Origin of the sequence: Bifidobacterium ramosum, assembly GCF_009299505.1 — a bacterium.
Lineage (GTDB): Bacteria > Actinomycetota > Actinomycetes > Actinomycetales > Bifidobacteriaceae > Bifidobacterium > Bifidobacterium ramosum.
This window is the reverse complement of sequence record NZ_WBSM01000001.1, coordinates 236,438-253,057: the sequence shown is the minus strand read 5'-3', so window position 1 is coordinate 253,057 and position 16,620 is coordinate 236,438. Positions and strand designations below refer to the sequence as shown.

11 protein-coding genes are annotated in these 16,620 nt (G+C 62.9%); 4 read left to right on the top strand and 7 right to left on the bottom strand.

What is annotated here, in order from left to right; all coding sequences use genetic code 11:
* Nucleotides 1-5: 5 nt before the first annotated feature.
* Both DSM100688_RS00950 and DSM100688_RS00945 read right to left on the bottom strand, forming a co-directional pair.
* Nucleotides 6-908 (bottom strand): carbohydrate ABC transporter permease, encoded by a 903-nt coding sequence (locus tag DSM100688_RS00950; RefSeq protein ID WP_033496600.1) that lies wholly within the window; start codon nt 906-908, stop codon nt 6-8.
* Nucleotides 909-920: 12 nt separating this feature from the next.
* Nucleotides 921-1,868 carry an ABC transporter permease gene (locus DSM100688_RS00945; protein ID WP_033496598.1) on the bottom strand — a complete coding sequence of 316 codons (948 nt, stop codon included), beginning with the start codon at nt 1,866-1,868 and terminating at the stop codon, nt 921-923.
* 300 nt (nt 1,869-2,168) lie between these two features.
* On the opposite strand from DSM100688_RS00945, the gene DSM100688_RS00940 reads away from it, so the two are divergent.
* Together DSM100688_RS00940 and DSM100688_RS00935 are read left to right on the top strand one after the other, a co-directional pair.
* Nucleotides 2,169-3,803, top strand: a complete 1,635-nt coding sequence (locus tag DSM100688_RS00940; RefSeq protein ID WP_163146758.1) for a carboxylesterase/lipase family protein — start codon at nt 2,169-2,171, stop codon at nt 3,801-3,803.
* 90 nt (nt 3,804-3,893) lie between these two features.
* Entirely contained in the window at nt 3,894-4,826 is a 933-nt protein-coding gene (locus tag DSM100688_RS00935) for a serine hydrolase domain-containing protein (protein WP_152357302.1), read from the top strand.
* A 66-nt stretch (nt 4,827-4,892) separates the two neighbouring features.
* Here DSM100688_RS00935 and DSM100688_RS00930 read toward each other — a convergent pair whose 3' ends face one another.
* Entirely contained in the window at nt 4,893-6,311 is a 1,419-nt protein-coding gene (locus DSM100688_RS00930) for an ATP-binding protein (protein WP_152357301.1), read from the bottom strand.
* A 212-nt stretch (nt 6,312-6,523) separates the two neighbouring features.
* Here DSM100688_RS00930 and DSM100688_RS00925 point away from each other — a divergent pair, with 212 nt between their 5' ends.
* Nucleotides 6,524-9,292, top strand: coding sequence for a transglutaminase domain-containing protein (locus tag DSM100688_RS00925; protein WP_152357300.1), 2,769 nt, complete (start codon nt 6,524-6,526; stop codon nt 9,290-9,292).
* Between the two features lie 60 nt (nt 9,293-9,352).
* Here DSM100688_RS00925 and DSM100688_RS00920 read toward each other — a convergent pair whose 3' ends face one another.
* Together DSM100688_RS00920 and nagB are read right to left on the bottom strand one after the other, a co-directional pair.
* Nucleotides 9,353-10,612, bottom strand: a complete 1,260-nt coding sequence (locus tag DSM100688_RS00920) for an N-acetylglucosamine-6-phosphate deacetylase (protein ID WP_152357299.1) — start codon at nt 10,610-10,612, stop codon at nt 9,353-9,355.
* A 154-nt stretch (nt 10,613-10,766) separates the two neighbouring features.
* Complete coding sequence (gene nagB, locus DSM100688_RS00915) at nt 10,767-11,579, bottom strand: glucosamine-6-phosphate deaminase (protein WP_152357298.1); 813 nt, start codon at nt 11,577-11,579, stop codon at nt 10,767-10,769.
* A gap of 301 nt (nt 11,580-11,880) precedes the next feature.
* On the opposite strand from nagB, the gene DSM100688_RS00910 reads away from it, so the two are divergent.
* Nucleotides 11,881-13,026, top strand: a complete 1,146-nt coding sequence (locus DSM100688_RS00910) for an ROK family transcriptional regulator (RefSeq protein WP_240811826.1) — start codon at nt 11,881-11,883, stop codon at nt 13,024-13,026.
* Between the two features lie 183 nt (nt 13,027-13,209).
* Here the strand turns inward: DSM100688_RS00910 and DSM100688_RS00905 are convergent, their stop codons facing one another.
* On the bottom strand, nt 13,210-14,142 hold the full coding sequence (locus tag DSM100688_RS00905) for an ROK family protein (RefSeq protein ID WP_152357297.1): 933 nt from the start codon (nt 14,140-14,142) through the stop codon (nt 13,210-13,212).
* A 139-nt stretch (nt 14,143-14,281) separates the two neighbouring features.
* Nucleotides 14,282-16,534 carry a 1,3-beta-galactosyl-N-acetylhexosamine phosphorylase gene (gene gnpA / locus DSM100688_RS00900; protein WP_152357296.1) on the bottom strand — a complete coding sequence of 751 codons (2,253 nt, stop codon included), beginning with the start codon at nt 16,532-16,534 and terminating at the stop codon, nt 14,282-14,284.
* Between the last annotated feature and the right edge of the window lie 86 nt (nt 16,535-16,620).

The following is a 16,620-nucleotide window of genomic DNA, read 5'->3' as shown; positions in this document are numbered from 1 at the left end:
CAGTCTCAGCCCTTGACCGCGCCGAGCATCGTGCCGCCGACGAAGTATCGCTGCACCAACGGGTAGAGCACAAGGATCGGCACGATCGTGATGATGATGGTCGACAGGCGCACGCCTCGCGTGGTGGTGTCTAGCACGGCGGAGGCCATGTTGCCGTTCTCGGACGCGGCCTGCGACTGCATGATGATGTTGTATAGGCGCATCTGCAGCGGGTACAGCTGCTCATTGTTAACGTACAGTTTCGTGGTCATGAAGTCGTTCCACTGGGCGACGCCGTGGAACAAGCCGATCGTGGCCAGTCCGGGCATCGATAGCGGCAAGATGATCGAGGAGAAGACGCGCCATTCGCTCGCGCCGTCGATCTTCGCGGATTCGATCAGCGATTCGGGGATCTGGCGGAAGAAGTTCATCAGGATGATCACGTCGTAGTAGCTGAACAGCGCGGGGATGATGTACACCCAGAACGTGTCAAGCAGGCCGAGCGACTTGATGAGCAGGAACGTGGGGATCATGCCACCGCCGAAGAACATGGTGATGATGCCCATTGCCGAATACAGCTTGCGGCCCTTGAGGTACGCTTTGCTCATCGGGTAGGCGAACAGCGCGCAGAACAGCGTGTGCGCGACCACACCGACCGCGGTCTTTGCCACGGAGATGAGCAGCGCGTTCCACATGCCGCCGTCGGTGAACACGGCCTTGTAGTTGTCGAGCGTGAACTTGTCAGGCACCAGCGCGAGTCCACCGGTCGAGCCAGACGCGGAGAACGATGCGACGACGATGTTCCACACAGGCACGGCAATCAGCAGCGTGAAGATGACCAGTAGTGTGCAGTTGACCACGTCAAATGCACGGGAGGAGTGGCGGATGCGACGCTTGGGATCGAGCGCGAGCGATTTGTCTTGTACCATGATGCTGCTTCCTTACAGTACCGACTGGTTGTCGTTGATTTTCTTGGTGACCGCATTGGTGACGACCAGCAGGATCGCGGAGATGATCGAGATGCCAAGTCCGACCGCGGTGGCGTAGGAGAAGTCGCCTTGCGTCATGCCCATGCGGTAGACGTACGAGTTGATGACCTCGGCCTTGGACTGGTTCTGCGAGTTCATGAGCACGAGGGTCTGGTCGAGGTTCGAGTTGAGGATACCGGAGACCGACAGGATCAGGTTGAGCGTGATCATGTTGCTGATGCCAGGCAGGGTGATGTGCCAGATGCGCTTGATCTTCGACGCGCCGTCGAGTTCTGCCGCCTCGTACAGGCTCTGGTCGATGCCGGCCATGGTGGCCAAGTAGAGGATCGTGCCCCAGCCGGCCTCCTTCCACACATCGGACAGCGACGCGATGCCCCAGTACTTGTCGGCGTCGAGCAGATAGTTCGCGCCAGCATCGATGCCGAAGACGTGCAGCGTCGAGTTCAGCAGGCCGTTGGAAGACAGCCAGCTGATCAGCATGCCACCGAGGATGATCCAAGAGAAGAAGTGCGGCAGGTAGGTGATGGTCTGCACGATCTTCTTGAACGGTTTCCATGGCACCTCGTAGATCATCACGGCGAGGATGATCGGCAGGATGAATCCGAGGACGAGCTTGATGACGCTGATGCCCAGCGTGTTGACGACGGAATCCCAGAAATAAGAGTCACCGAGGATGATCTTGAAATTGTCGAGTCCGATCCATGGGGCGTCGCCGATCGTGTCCACCACGGTGTAATTCTTGAATGCCAGCACCAATCCGTAGATCGGGATGTAGTTGAAGATGATCATGAAGATGATGCCAGGCAGCACCATGATCTGTAACTGCCACTGGTAGAAGAAGCCCTGCCACCAGCGCGCGAACCGCACGCCCAACGACGCACGTTGCTCCGCAACAGCCATGCCTGTTCCTTTCCTTGTCTCGTGGATGCGCGACAGCGGTGCCACCTTGGCTTTCTCTACATTGAGGGAATCCACTGCGCTTCGACATCTGAAGTATATTACTCAGAGTAATCGAAGTCAAATCCATGAATCGCGGCAGATTGTCACTATCTTTCGTTGAAATTTCAGCTTTTTAGTCATATATACACCCACGCCGCAAAAAACACGTTAAACTTACTGTCAGTAACTCAATATTAGTTGTTCCTTGCCATGCCCACATACGGCAACGGGCGGAACAATCGCAGACCAAAGGAGGAAACCATGCGCCCAGCAGCTGCACGGCGGGCACGCCACAAGCCGACAACCTCTGAGGACCCAACCGTTGTATCCACGCGATACGGCCTGCTGAAAGGCCTTTGCACGGTCAACAACAAGGGGCCGGAGGACCTCGTCGAATACCGAGGCATACCCTATGCCGAACCGCCGGTAGGAGCGTTGCGCTGGAGACCACCGCAGGATCTCAAACCCTGGAAAGGCGTGCGCGAAGCCTATCACTACCAATCCATGCCCATGCAGGATCTCGAATCCGACATTGAACCGTGGTGCTCCGACTTTTACTACGGAACCGTTCCGCAGACGAGCGAGGACTGCCTCTACCTCAACATCACCACCACACAGTCCGCGTTGATCGACACGACCAAACGGCCGGTTTACGTATGGTTCCACGGAGGAAGCCTCGACAAGGCGTATGCATACGAGCAGGAAACAAACGCCGCGGCTTTTGCAGCCCACGGAATAGTCGTCGTCAGCGTCGAGCAACGACTTGGAGCTTTCGGCTATCTCGCCCTAGAGCAATTATCAAATGAACAGGGCCATAGCGGCAACTACGGTCTGATGGATCAGATCAAGGCCATGCAATGGATAGTCGACAATATCGCGGCCTTTGGCGGAGATCCATCCAGCATCACCATCGGCGGACAATCGGGCGGCACTACCAAATGCATGGCGATGGCGACCTCTCCCAAGCTGTCCGCACCAATACGGGGCATGATTCTCGAAAGCGGGCTGAAATGGACCGATACCTATCAATCCCAATCAGCTGCCGAGCAACGAGGAGCCATCTATCTCCACGATCTCGGCCTCACCCCAGACATACCGCTGGATAAGCTACGCTCCATGAGCGCCGAACAGCTCATGGATACCGACAGTGCAGGCTGGACGGGCCATATAACGCAGGATGACAATTACATTGTCCATGCATCGGCGGCCGATGCGATACGCGCCGGGGCACTCGACTCGATCAACATACTCACGGGCACCAACTACGGCGAAGGTGACAACCACGGAATCATCACGGCGCAGGATTTCTACGCCCACTATCGGCAACTACTTGGAGACCTATACGACGAATATGACTTCAGAAACCTTGTCACCGTCACCGACCAGACCGCAGCGTATACTGCGCGTGAATTGGAAACATACGGGCTCGGCACCAACGGCGGCAGGAATTTGATGGTCGCCCGTGCCTTCGGCAGGATGATGAACAGACGCATCGGCAGCAAACAGGCCACATACGCCTATGTGTTTTCGCACATCACCCCGCAAAGCATTGGTGACATCGGCACCGTCCGGTCCCGAGCAGCAAACTGGGCATGGCATTCCAGCGAACTGTGGTACACCTTCGACTCGCTGGACGCCGGCGTGCCGCCGACACGTCAATGGACCGCCTACGACCGAATTCTGGCCAAGCAAGTCAACGCCTATTGGTCCAACTTCATCAGGACCGGCGTTCCCAATGGTCAATCCGAGGGAATCCCATTGCCTGCATGGCCTAAAGCCGACGACTCGCTGGGCTACATCGATCTGGGCGATGGCATACAGGGTCATGTCAAGGAATCCTCACGACTGGAGCAGCTTCTCGACGAATACGCCACCAAGGCATTCGAACTGGGCTGAATCAACAGCGAAAGCCGACGATTCAGCGGAGCTTTCATCACCGCTCCGGCCACCATCACACATCAGCACATCAACGAAAGGAAACCAATCATGGACGAAACAGCACACATCGCCGATCTCATCGCGACCCGCACACAGGAACGACACCTGAACGTGTACTACATACAAACACGACGAGCCGGAAAAATCACCGCCGACTTGCACCGACTTCCACGCAAAACCCGATTGAACATGTACTCCGTCAGCAAAAGCGTCACATCCATCGGCGTAGGACTGGCCATTCAGGAAGGATTGACCGAACTCGACGAACACATATGCGACGCCCTTCCCGAATACGTTCCAGACAACCCCAGCACCAATCTTCAAGCGGTCACCGTGCGAGACCTGCTCACCATGAGCTCCGGGCTTCGCGATCCGCTGTTCTTCTCGGAGGACGAGAACCGATACCGGGTTCATGACTGGATCTCGTACTTCTTCCATGCCGATTTCGTGAACCAGCCGGGTACACGGTTCCTGTACAGCAATTTCAACACCTACATCGCCAGCTGCATCGTGGAACGACGGGCAGGACAGAATCTACTGAACTACCTGCGCAACCGTCTGTTCGAGCCTCTAGGCATCGGCAATCCGGACTGGACACTCTGCCCGCAGGGTCACGTCCACGCCGCCAACGGCCTATACCTCACCATCGACGAACTCGGCAATTTCGGACAGATGCTCTGCCAGAACGGTGTCTTCAACGGTCTGCATCTCGTCGACGAACGATATGTGCGGGATGCGACGACCAAACACATCGACACCGACCCAGACCATAAGGAAAAAGCGAGTCACTCATACGGATACGGATACCAGTTCTGGATGGCGCCGTGGCCGGGAGCCTTTCTCTGCGACGGCAGATACGGCCAATATTGTCTCGTCATCCCCAACCAGGAAACCGTAGTCAGCATCATGTCGATGGACCCCAATTACGGCGAGATACGTGACATCATGCTGGACAGTACCGCCGAAGCTCTCGCGATCTAATCCTGCATCCCCTTCTTCAGATCCGGCTTATGTACCGCGCTTTTCTTTCGTTCGAATGGAGGAGTGCTATGGCAGCATGTGTTCGGCGTCGATCAGGTGCAGGTTGTCCTCCAGTTCGGCCTTGCGTCGGGTGGTTTCGCTTGCAGGGTGTTTGGTGAACAGGTAGTAGATCCGATCTCCAGGCTCCTTGATCAGTGGCGATCTGCTTTTGAGCGTGTCGATGGTTTCGGTTTCGTTCACGCTCTCTCGCCATTTGCATTCGCCCAACAGCACTCTGTGGTTGAACGAGTCGGTCATGACGATGTCGATGTCGGCCTGTTCTCGGCGCATCGGGTCGTTGCCCCACCACTTGCCCATGCTGGTCGGCACAAACTCGTCCTGGTCGTCGTCGTAATGCCTCAGCAGCCACTGCTGGCACATGGTCTCGAACTGCTGCCCGACATACGTGTCGAACGCCGGCCCTTCGGTGCCGACTCGGCCTGCCGCACGTCCCCTTTGCATGTCGATCATCTGCGTGGCCGGCGCGACGAACCGATACCAGTACGCGAAGAACAGATCGCGCAGTTTCCACAGGCCCTTGCGGGAATGTGCGGGATCCTCGCCGAACGGGACCTGCCGTTCGACGATCTTCAACTGTTCGAGCGTGCGCAGGTACGCGCCGATCGCATTCTGCTCAATACCGGCGTATTCGGCTATCTCCTTCGGCCTTGTCCGGCCCGAACCGATAGCGTCCAGCACGGCACTGTACGCGGCCGGCTCGCGCAACTCCTGACGCAACAGCATCATGGGCTCCTGGTAAAGCAGGCCCGACTGGCTGAAGCACTGCGCCATGACGTTCTCCTGAAATGTCTTCGCCGGGTCGATCTGCTCGAGATAATAAGGGGTACCGCCGAACACCGCATAGTATTGGATGCGGTCCTTCCAGTCCGCGTCACCGGGCATCATGCGGCACGCGTCGAACAGGCCGAACGGCTTGAGCTGGATCTGCGCGTTGCGCCTGCCGTACAGGGGACTGTGGTAGCCGAGCACCTTGCTTTCCATGAAACCCTCGTTGCTGCCGCACAACACCATCATGACCTGGGTGGCCTTGAACCGGTGGTCGATGGCTACCTGCAATACGGATGGCAGGCTCGGTTCCACGGCGGCCGCGTATGGGAATTCGTCGAACACGAACACGAACCTCCGATCATCCCCCTCGGCCTTTCGAGCGACATACGAGAACGCGTCCTCCCATGTCCTGAACGGCCCGCTGTCCTCGGTCTCCCCGAAGAACCGGCGGACCTCCGTGGAAAAGCCGCGCAGGTTCATCGCCGCGCTTTGCTCCTTGGCCGTGAACCACAGCGTCGGACGATCCTCGCAGAACCTGGACAGCAACGCGGTCTTGCCCACACGGCGCCGACCGTACACCACGATCATCTGGAACTTGTCCAACGAATAGTGGTAGTCCAGCGTGTCAAGCTCCTCATCCCTGCCAACGAATTCCATATGCTGCCTTCTTATTCGCAATGTGTCTTATATAATGTTCATACATTAACATTATATACAGCAACATTAAAGTTAAATAATGTTAACAAGGAAACACAATACTTACTGACAGATTAACGGACCATTGCGATGCATCGCACTTGGGCTTATTCCCACTCCCGAATGCGGGCACAGCAACGCCGAGACATCCGCTCCCCGTATGATGGTGGCTCATGAGTATGTCTTCCCTTCTCGACGACGAGCTGCGCGACTACGCCGACCGTCGTTTCGCTGAACGTACCGATCTGATCGACCGGCTTCCCGCGGCATCGTCGCTGCTGAAGACGCTGACCGGCGACCGGCTGACGCTGACGCGGCTCACCTATGGCACGCCGCCGGCCAACGATGTCATCGACTGCGATCCGTCCGTGCTGCTCTCGTTCGTCGACCATGCGCTGATGCTGCGTCGCACGATGGCGTGGACGCGTGACCTGCCGGTCGACCTGTTCGTCCATTACGTGTTCTGGCCGCGCATCAACAACGAGGCGCTGGCCGACTGCCGCCCGTGGTGCCACCGCGAGCTGATCGGCCGCGTACAGGGTCTTGACGCCACGCATGCGATGCTCGAGACGAACTACTGGTGCGCCGAGCACGTCACCTATCATCCGTCCGACAACCGCACGCTCAACGCGATCGGCACGCTGAACCTCGGCCTCGGCCGGTGCGGCGAGGAGTCGACGCTGCTGGTCACCGCGCTGCGTGCGATCGGCATTCCGGCCCGGCAGGTGTATACGCCGCGATGGGCGCATTGCGACGACAACCATGCGTGGGTGGAGGCGTATGTGGATGGCCGTTGGCGCTTCCTCGGCGCGTGCGAGCCGGAGGAGGTGCCGGATCGCGGCTGGTTCGACAAGGCGTCGACGCGTGCGATGCTCGTGCATGCGCGCGTGTTCTGCGATTTCTCCGAGGGCAACGTCGACGCGTCGGCGAGCGCGGGCGGCGACGGCACGATGCTGCTGTGCAATCTGACCTCGGATTATGCGCCGACGACCGATCTTGCGGTGACCGTGACGGACGGCGAAGGACGGCCGTTTGCGGGCGCGAACGTGGCGTTCGAACTGCTGAACATGGCCGAATACTATCCGATCGCGACCGCGGTCAGCGACGATCAGGGGCATGCCCGCATGACGCTCGGCAAGGGCAGCATCCGCGTGCACGTCAGCCGCAACGGCACGTTCGCCGACGTCATCGTCAACACCGCCAATACCGATGCCGTCACCGTCGTCTTGTCCCCTCGACCGAGTGCAGAGAACGGAGCGTTCCCGCCGGCTTCCGCGCCCGTCATCCCATCCTGGACATCGGTCGACCTCGTCGCTCCCCCGAGCGGCACGCCGCGCAGTCTGCCGTTGACCGACGACCAGCAGCGGCGCACGATCGAACGCCGTGCGCAGGCCGAGGCGATGCGCACCGCGCGCGTGGCCGGATTCGCCGATCTCGTCGATCAAGCGACCCGTCAGACATTGGCAGATCGATATCGGAACGTGTCCACCGACGCCGCCGATACCGTCACGAATCTGCTGGCCGCCGCAGGCGCGAACGCTCCCGTCATCACGTCGTTCCTGCTCGACGATACCGACGACACCGCCGAATCGGCCGTCGACGTCACCGACCGTGACCGTCTCGCACTGCTGTCGGCGCTCAGCGTCAAGGATCTGTGCGACGTGTCCGCCGCCGCATTGGATGACGCTGTACGCTCCGCCGCCAACGCGCGCGATTACGCGCTGGACGTCGCCCTGTCCGGCATTGCGGAAGCCGACCGCTACGACCTGTACGCGCGCTACGTGCTGGGTCCGCGCGTCGGCTATGAGCCGCTGGCCGGCGACCGTACGCGGCTGCAAGCCATGCTCGAACGCACAGCCGATACGGATGCGTTGCGCGCCCAACCGCAGCGCGTCCAGCAGTATCTGCTCGATCATATCGACGCCGCGCAATCCGTGGAGGAGACGCCGGAACCGATCTCCCCCACCGGCATGCTGACGGCCGGCATCGGAACGCCGCGCTCTCTGGATACCGCGTTCGTCGTCGTCTGCCGTGCGCTGGGCGTGCCGGCGCGGTTCGATCCACAGACCGGCGAACCCGAGTATTGCCAAGGCGGCACGTTCCATCACCTGCCGTCAACGCGTTCCGCCAATGATGCGACCGCGCCAGCCGAACGGACGGCGACACTTACCGTCGTCGCGCCGAACGGCGAATATCCCGCGTACGGTACGGATTGGAGTCTCGGCCGACTGATCGACGGCGCGCACGGCACCGATTTCGCGTCGCTCGACCTGTGGGAGCGTCCGTGGGACGGCGACCGCATGACATTGACGGTCGAGGAGGGACTGTACCGGCTGATCACCACGGTGCGGTTGCCGAACGGCGGCCAGCAGACCAACGAGACGACGTTCCGGCTGGATGCCGGCGAGGAGCGGACGGTGACGCTGGCGATGCGCACACCGAGCGAGGACGAGTTGCTGGAGCATATCGTCGTCGATGACGCGACGTTCCATACGGCGACGCATGATGCGACGCGGCATCTGTCGCAACTGCTGCCCGATCGTGCGATCGTCGCGATCCTCGACGCGCACGGTGCGGAGCCGAGCATCCACGTGCTTGACGAGTTGATCGCGCGGCTGCGTCGTGATGCGCACGATGGCAATTCCGACGGCGAGGTTGAGACCGGTGATATTCCGGTCGTGTTCGCCGCATGCCCGGTCGACGCGCCGTTGAGCGCCACGCTGCGTTCGATGGTCGACCGGCTCGGCGGCGACTCCCCCGTCGTGTGGCGATGCGATGCGACGACCTACGAGCGGCTGACGCGCGGCATGTACGTCGACCCGGACAAACTGCCGATGATCCTCGTCGCCCGCAAGGAAGGCGACCGGATCATCGGCACCTACGCCTCCACCGGTTACAACGTCGGCTCCGTCGACCTCGCCTTCCGTCTTGCCGCGAAATAACAACACGAGATGGCGTCGGACAGTGCAGTCCGACGCCATCTCGACCATCATACGAACCGGCTACTTGAGTTTGCGGCCGGCGCACCACACGTCACCGACCGTCCACGTGGCCGGATCGGTGAGCAGCAGGTCGGCGGCGAATCCGGGCGCAACCAAGCCGATCGGCGCACCGGTCACCGGATTCGGCTTGTCGAATCCGAACGCGCGGGCCGGCGTCAGCGTCGCGGCTTCGACCGCGGCCGGCGCATCGAACCCGAGCTCGAGCACCGCACGCCGCACGGCGACCTCGAGCAGCAGCGTCGATCCGGCGATCGCGCCGTTGGAGACGAGCCGCGCGTGCCCGTCCACCACGTTCACATCGAGCGCGCCGAGCTTGTACGCGCCGTCCGGGCAGTCGGTGGCGGCCATCGCATCGGTGACGAACGCGATCCGGTGCGGCGCGAAGCCGAAGCCGAGCCGCACCATCGGGTTCTGCACGTGGAACCCGTCGTTGATCAGCTCGATGGTGACGCGCGGATCCTCCACGGCCGCCGGAATCGGACCGGGTTCGCGGTGGTGCAGCCCGTTCATCGCGTTGAACATGTGGGTCATGATGCCCGCGCCCGCGTCGAAGCCGCGCTTGGCGGTCTCATAGTCGGCGTCGCAGTGGCCGACCGCCGGCACGACGCCGGCCGCGGCGAACTGCCTGATCGCACTGATGCCGTGCGGCAGTTCGGGGGCGATGGTGATCTGCCGGATGCAGCCGTCGGCCGCGTCGAGCAGCTCGTCGACCAATTCGGGCACCGGATCCTTCAGACATTCGGGATCGTGCGCACCCTTGCGCGCGAGCGCAAGGAACGGGCCTTCCAGATGCGCGCCGAGGATATCCGGCCGCTCGTCCATCTTGGCCCGTACGGTGCGCACGTTGTGTTCGATCACGTCGACCGGATTGGTGATGAGCGAGAGCACCTGTCGGGTCGTGCCGTGCACGGCGTGGCCGGCGCGCGCGACGTCGATGCCGTCCGCGCCGTCGTCGAAGCTGTGCTCCCATGCGCCGTGCGCGTGGATGTCGACGTAGCCCGGCGTGAGCAGTCGTCCGTCCGCATCGATGATCACGGTCTCGTCGGCCGGGTCGATGCCGACCGACCGGCAGGCGGATTCGAACGCCTCCTCGTCGGTGCCGGTGGCGACGATCACGCTGCGCGCATCGGCGACGACCCAGAAGTGGTCCTGCACGCCGCGCGCGTCGATCTTGCGCGCACGGTGAATGGCGACGGGCGTCGGCTCGCCGGTGAGCGCGGCCGTCACGCGGGCGACGGTCTGTTCGCGTGGTTCAGTCATGGTTTGTATGCTCCTTACCTACCGCGACACGCCGGCAGGCTGATCACGACACGCACGATGCATAATTCGCGTCCTTGGAAATCCGCGGATGTCGCAAACGCATCTAGCGTGTCGTGATCACCGTGCCGGCGTGTCGCCGCGTTCACGGAACCGGTCAGATGCCCTGCCAGGCCGGCTTGTGCTCGAACGCGTAACGATAGTAGTCCTTGTGACGCAGACGGCTCGCGGCCTCCTCGTCGATGATCACGGTCGCATGCGGGTGCAGCTGCAGCGCGGAGGCCGGGCAGAACGCGCTCACGCCGCCCTCAACGGTCTCCTCGATGGCCTCGGCCTTGCCCGAGCCGAACGCGAGCAGCACGAGATGACGGGCCTTGAGCACCGTGCCGATGCCCTGCGTAATGCAGTGGGTCGGCACCTGGTTGATGTCGTTGTCGAAGAAGCGCGCGTTGTCGATGCGGGTCTGCTCGGCCAGGGTCTTGACGCGCGTGCCGGACGCGAGCGAGGAGCCGGGCTCGTTGAAGCCGATGTGGCCGTCGGTGCCGATGCCGAGGATCTGCACGTCGATGCCGCCCGCAGCCTCGATCGCCGCATCGTAGGCGGCGCCGGCGTGTTCGATCTTCTCGCCGTCCTCGAGCGGCGCGCCGTCGAGCACGTCGCCGGGCACGTGGACCTTCGCCGGGTCGAGACCGAGCGGTTCGACGACGGTGCGGTGGATGGTGGAGTGGTAGGACTCGGGATGGGTCAGCGGCAGGCCGAGGTACTCGTCGAGCGCGAAGCCGCGGACCTGGGAGACGTCGATGTGCTCTTCCTTGACCTTCGCGGCGAGCGCCTTGTAGGCGGCCAGCGGGCTGGAGCCCGTAGCGAGGCCGAGCACCGCGTCCGGCTTGCGCCGGATGAGATCGGCGACGCAGTTGGCGTAGAGTTCGCCGGCCTCGTCTTCGTTGCGAACGATGATCACTTCCGTCATGACTATTCCTTCCTTGGAGATGCGTGCATGGATCGGTTCGGTTATGCCGGTTGCCGTGGATGCGGCCCCGTATTCGGCATCGTACATCAGATCGGTGCCTCTTATTTGTTAATGATAATTACATAAATGAAAAACCGCCACTCTTCGGCGTTTGTCAGCATGTCTCGATCGGATGACTCTCTATAATGAAAAGAAAGTTGATATTTCCTGCAATGAAGCGGGTATCATAACGTCGGGTATACGGATGGCTTTCGCGCCCATGTGACGACGAACGACTGACTTGTTTCGGAAAGGCGGCACCGTGATCGACAACGACTCCCCCGGCTCCCTCCCCCTGCACACGGCGGGACGGACGAGCAAGGCCAGTCCCTCGGATGTCCGTCGCAACAACCGGTCCCTGATCTTCAGCCTCCTGTTCCCGAACGACCAGTGCTCGCGCGCCGAACTCGGCCGCCGTACCGGCCTGTCGCGCGTGGCCGTCTCCGACGTGGTCAACGACATGCTCGCCGAAGGGCTGATCTGCGAAAGCGGCGTCGAGACCAACACCACCGGCAAAGGCAAACGCGGCACGCTGCTAAGCATCGACACGATGCGGCTGCGCATCATCAGCATCGATCTGTCGCAGCCGCGTTTCATCCAAGGCGCGGTCACCGACCTGCTCGGCCGGCCGCAGCAGCGCATGGAGATCGCGCTCGGCCCGGACAACCGCATCAGCGCCGACGCCATCGTCCAGCTGGCCGATCAGCTCGGTGCGGACACGCTCGAGACCGTGATCGGCATCGGCATCTCGGTGCCGGGCGTGACGCGCGCCGGTGTGATCCTCGAGTCAACGAGCCTCGGCTGGCATGACGTCGATCTGGGATCGATGCTGTCCAGCCGGTTCGACGTGCCGGTCGTCATCGCGAACGACGCGGACAGCTCGATGCTGACCGAACGGTTCTTCGGTCAGGCCGGACCGAATCTGCTGTTCGTGAAGTTCGATCGCGGCATCGGCGCGGCCACGCTGATCAACGACGCCACCGTGGTCGGCGAAAACAGCGCGAGCGGCGAGATCGGCCACATCTCGATCGATCCGGAGCACGGCCCGCTGTGCCCGTGCGGCAAGCGCGGCTGCATGGAGCAGCTGATCTCGCTGGACGTCCTGCGCGAGCGGATGCACGGTCTGGACGAGGATGGGCGACGTGACGTGATCGCCGGCGCCGGCACGTATTTCGCGGCGGCGCTGGCGATGCCGATCGGACTGCTCGACATCGCGGACGTGTGCGTGTACGGCCCGCCGGACGTGATCAACAACACGTTCCTCGAGGCGGCGCAGCGGCGGCTCGACCTGGCCACCGCCTCGACGTTCCATGCGCATACGGTGATCCGCCGCTGCCAGTGCGGCGCCGATATCACGCTGCGCGGCGGCGCGATCGCCGTGGTCCGCAACTACATCGATCACCACTAACGTCCGTCCGGGTTCTTCGGCCTCTGCCCCCCTCTAACGGACATACGGCCGATTCCGGCACCGGAATCGGCTGTATGTCCGTTGGTGTTGAATAGCGCGGTTCCCCTCGCTGAGGGGAGCTGTCGACGCAGCCGACTGAGGGGAGCAATCCGACCAGCTGCACTCGCCTACAGCCGCACCCGCCTACGCGGCGAACGCGGCGCCGATAGCGCCAAGCGGCGCGTCGGCCGGCGCCAATCGCAGCCGCGCCCCGAGATCAAGCCCCGCAAGGAACCGGCATGCGGCCTCGCGCACGTGCAGTTCGTCGAGGATGACGCCGAGCAGCGGTTCGCCGGTCTTCGCCATACCGCCGCCGAGAATGATGAGCCGCGGATCGACCGACTGGGCGACGATCTGCACGGTGTCGACGATGGCGTGCTTCACCATCGCCAGCACGCGCACGGCCTCCGGATCGCCGGCCGTAGCCTTCGCGATGAGGTCGGGCATGGGCGGCACGCCGTCGTCGGTCGGCCACAGCCGAGCCACCGACGCGCCGGAGCATACGGTTTCGAGGCATCCGGTCTGCCCGCACGGGCAGGGGAACCGGTTCGGGTCGACCGGTACGTGCCCGACCTCGCCGGCCGCGCCGCTGAACCCGTGCTGCAGCACGCCGTCGATCATGATGCCGGCCGCCAGCCCGGTGCCGAAGTTCAGGAACGCGATGGTGCCGGCGACGTCCGAGCCGCACAGTACGCGCGCCGCACCGACGGCGGCCGCGTTCACGTCGTTCTCGACGTGCACCGGCATGCCGAGCCGTGCGCCGGCGAGCGCGCCGAGTTCCAGCGTGGCGATGTCGAGGTTGACGACGTTGGCGATGCGGCCGGTGGCGGAGTCCACCTGACCAGGGATGCCCACGCCGATCCGGTCGACGTCGCCGATCCGCTCTCCTGCCACGTCGCGCACGATCGCCGCGACGTCGTCGACGACCTGTTCGCCGCCGCGCCGCGCCGGGATGCGTCGGGAGGCGATCACCGCACCGTCCGGCGAGACCAGCGTGGCCTCGATCTTCGTGCCGCCGATGTCCACGCCGACACGCAGGTCGGCGGCGTCACGCGCCGCCGTGTTGACATTGTCCATGACAATCCCCCTTTGTTGTTGAGAATGATGCCGTTCATGCGTGTGCGGGCCGGCTGCCGATCGCCGTGACCGACGGCCGGCCCGCACACATCATCCCATCAGGACATGCGATCCGACGACCGCACGCCCGCACGGCCCGTTACAGCCGTCGCCAGGCGATGGCGCTGGCGTCGAGGTCGAAATGCTCGCTCGTGCCGTTCGGCAGCGCCACATCGGTGGACTGCGGGCGGTCGGTGTTGTTGATCACGCAGTACCAGCCGGACTTGGGGAACCGCGCGACCTCGCATTCGGGGTTGGTCGAGCTGTAGGCGGCGTACCGGTCCTCGTGGCGGCTCGCGGAGAACAGGATGCGTTCGAGCAGTCGCGCGTTCGCGGCCGAGTATGGCAGGCCGGACACGTATACGCCGCGACCCTGTCCATACTCGTTGAGCGCGAGCTGGACCTCGCCGCCGTCGGCGCGCAGCAGCGTCACGTGCTCATTGATCGGGAACGTGTTGGCGATGGCCTCGCCGAAGTCGATGCCGCCGAACGGCGCCTTGCCCTGACCGCCGCCGCAACCCGACAGCGGGATGCGGTAGCCCGCGGCCTCCCACGCCTCGCGCGCGGCCGGGTCGACGGACACGTCGGCGGTGATGAAGTGGTCGGGCGTGACGGGCGGGAAGTACTTGTCGACCGACAGGGTCTGGAAGCGCTCCTCGTCCACGCCGAGCACGTCGGCGAGCTGGAAGAACCGGCCCTGCGCCCATTGCGCGCTCGGTTCGCCGACGCCCACGAGCGCGCCGCCGCCGTATACCCAGGCGCGCAGCGTTTCGGCGAGCTTCGGTTCGCGGGTCCACACGTCGCCGCCCGAGTACGCGGTGTCGACCGGGCCACCGGTGATGATCACGTCGAGATCATCGTCCACGCCGTGTTCGATCACGTCGTCGAAGCTGATGAACCGCACGTTGACGCGCATGCCGGACAGCGCTTCGAGGATGCCGTAGTACGAGTACGTCTGCTTGTTGGGCAGCGCGTGCGCGACGGTATACGCCATCCACGAGCGCATGCGTCCCCACGAGTTGAGGATCGCGACGTTGAGCTCGCCTTCGGCGGCCTCGCCTCCGGTGCGATCGTGGATGTCGCGGAATTCGTCGGCGATGTGCGTCACCGCGTCCACGAACTTGGGGAATTTCGCGGCGAGCGACAGGTAGCCACCGTAGCCCATGCGGGCGATCGGCGAGCGCAGGATGGCGCGGCGGGCCTTGCGCCAGTTGTCCCATGCCTCGATGCTCGGGTCATTGCCCTCGTAGAACGTGTCGGGGAAGAAATACGGCAGGAAGCGGCCTTCGGTGTACTTGACGCCCTTGATGTCGGCGATCATGCGGGTGGTGGTGCCGTCGCCGATGGAGCCGACCACGGCGTCGAGGCCGAGATCGCCGAAGCCGTCCTTGTACGGTTCGGTGCCGATCCACTGGTCGCCGAGGAACATCATGGCCTCCTTGCCGGCGGCGTGCGACATGTCGGCGAGGCGCTTGACGTTCTCGCGCACGAAGCCGGAGAGGAAGTCGATCCAGTCGCGCTGGGCCTTGCGCGGCACGCGCCATGCGGAGTTGTAGCAGCCTTCGTCCACGAAGTCCTCGGGACGCAGACGGTAGCCGTATTGCCGTTCGAAGTCGTCGAGCGCGGCGGGCGAGACGGTGCACGAGCAGCCGAACCAGTCGACGATTTTCTCGCGGTGCTTTGGGTCGAAGATCAGCGTGAACTGGTAGAAGAACGTGGTGAAACGCACGACGTCGGTGTCCGGGTTCGCTTCAAGCCACTGCTCGAACGTGTCGAACACGAACTTGCGGGTGGCCGGATGGTAGATGTCGAACGGGATCTCGTGTTCCTTGTCGCCCCAGTCGTTGGTGAGATGGTTGTACATCTCGACCGGATCCCAGATGATGTAGGCGAGGAACGAGACGGTGTACTCGTGCATCGGGGTCGCACCGGCGACGCTCACCGTGTGCGCGGCCGCGTCGACCGTCCAGCCGGACGGCGGGACGACGGCGCCGGTGGTGCGGTCGACGACCTCCCAGTACTTGGCGGGGTCGGCGTCGTAGTTCGGGGTGAGCTGCTCGGCGTAGAACGTGGCCATGAGGTCGATGACGACGGTGTCGCCGGTGGCGAGCTCACGCTGGGTGAGCAGGTAGACCTGCGGGGTCTCGTCCATGTGCAGGGTGATCCACTCGTTGTGGGCGCGGGTCGGGAAGTATGCGCTGTAGATCTTCTTGCCGAGCGCGCGCACGGCGTCGTCGAGCTGCGTACCATCCGAGTTGCGGATCGCGTCCGCACCCCACAGATCGGCGAGCTCCTTGGTCTTCTCGGCGAAGTTCGATTCGCTCGGAAGGGTGAAACGTCCGGTGGTGGTCATGAAGTATTGCTCCTTTGCAAATTGTTGTGGCTCGTGCTTAACGGCTCGCCTTCGGCCCTGCAATCAAGGACTCGCGCTACGTGCGA

What these genes read in the sequence shown, in the direction of transcription:
- DSM100688_RS00950 (WP_033496600.1), bottom strand. Translation starts at nt 908, where the DNA reads ATGGTACAAGACAAATCGCTCGCGCTCGATCCCAAGCGTCGCATCCGC.
- DSM100688_RS00945 (WP_033496598.1), bottom strand. Translation starts at nt 1,868, where the DNA reads ATGGCTGTTGCGGAGCAACGTGCGTCGTTGGGCGTGCGGTTCGCGCGC.
- DSM100688_RS00940 (WP_163146758.1), top strand. Translation starts at nt 2,169, where the DNA reads ATGCGCCCAGCAGCTGCACGGCGGGCACGCCACAAGCCGACAACCTCT.
- DSM100688_RS00935 (WP_152357302.1), top strand. Translation starts at nt 3,894, where the DNA reads ATGGACGAAACAGCACACATCGCCGATCTCATCGCGACCCGCACACAG.
- DSM100688_RS00930 (WP_152357301.1), bottom strand. Translation starts at nt 6,311, where the DNA reads ATGGAATTCGTTGGCAGGGATGAGGAGCTTGACACGCTGGACTACCAC.
- DSM100688_RS00925 (WP_152357300.1), top strand. Translation starts at nt 6,524, where the DNA reads ATGAGTATGTCTTCCCTTCTCGACGACGAGCTGCGCGACTACGCCGAC.
- DSM100688_RS00920 (WP_152357299.1), bottom strand. Translation starts at nt 10,612, where the DNA reads ATGACTGAACCACGCGAACAGACCGTCGCCCGCGTGACGGCCGCGCTC.
- nagB (WP_152357298.1), bottom strand. Translation starts at nt 11,579, where the DNA reads ATGACGGAAGTGATCATCGTTCGCAACGAAGACGAGGCCGGCGAACTC.
- DSM100688_RS00905 (WP_152357297.1), bottom strand. Translation starts at nt 14,142, where the DNA reads ATGGACAATGTCAACACGGCGGCGCGTGACGCCGCCGACCTGCGTGTC.
- gnpA (WP_152357296.1), bottom strand. Translation starts at nt 16,534, where the DNA reads ATGACCACCACCGGACGTTTCACCCTTCCGAGCGAATCGAACTTCGCC.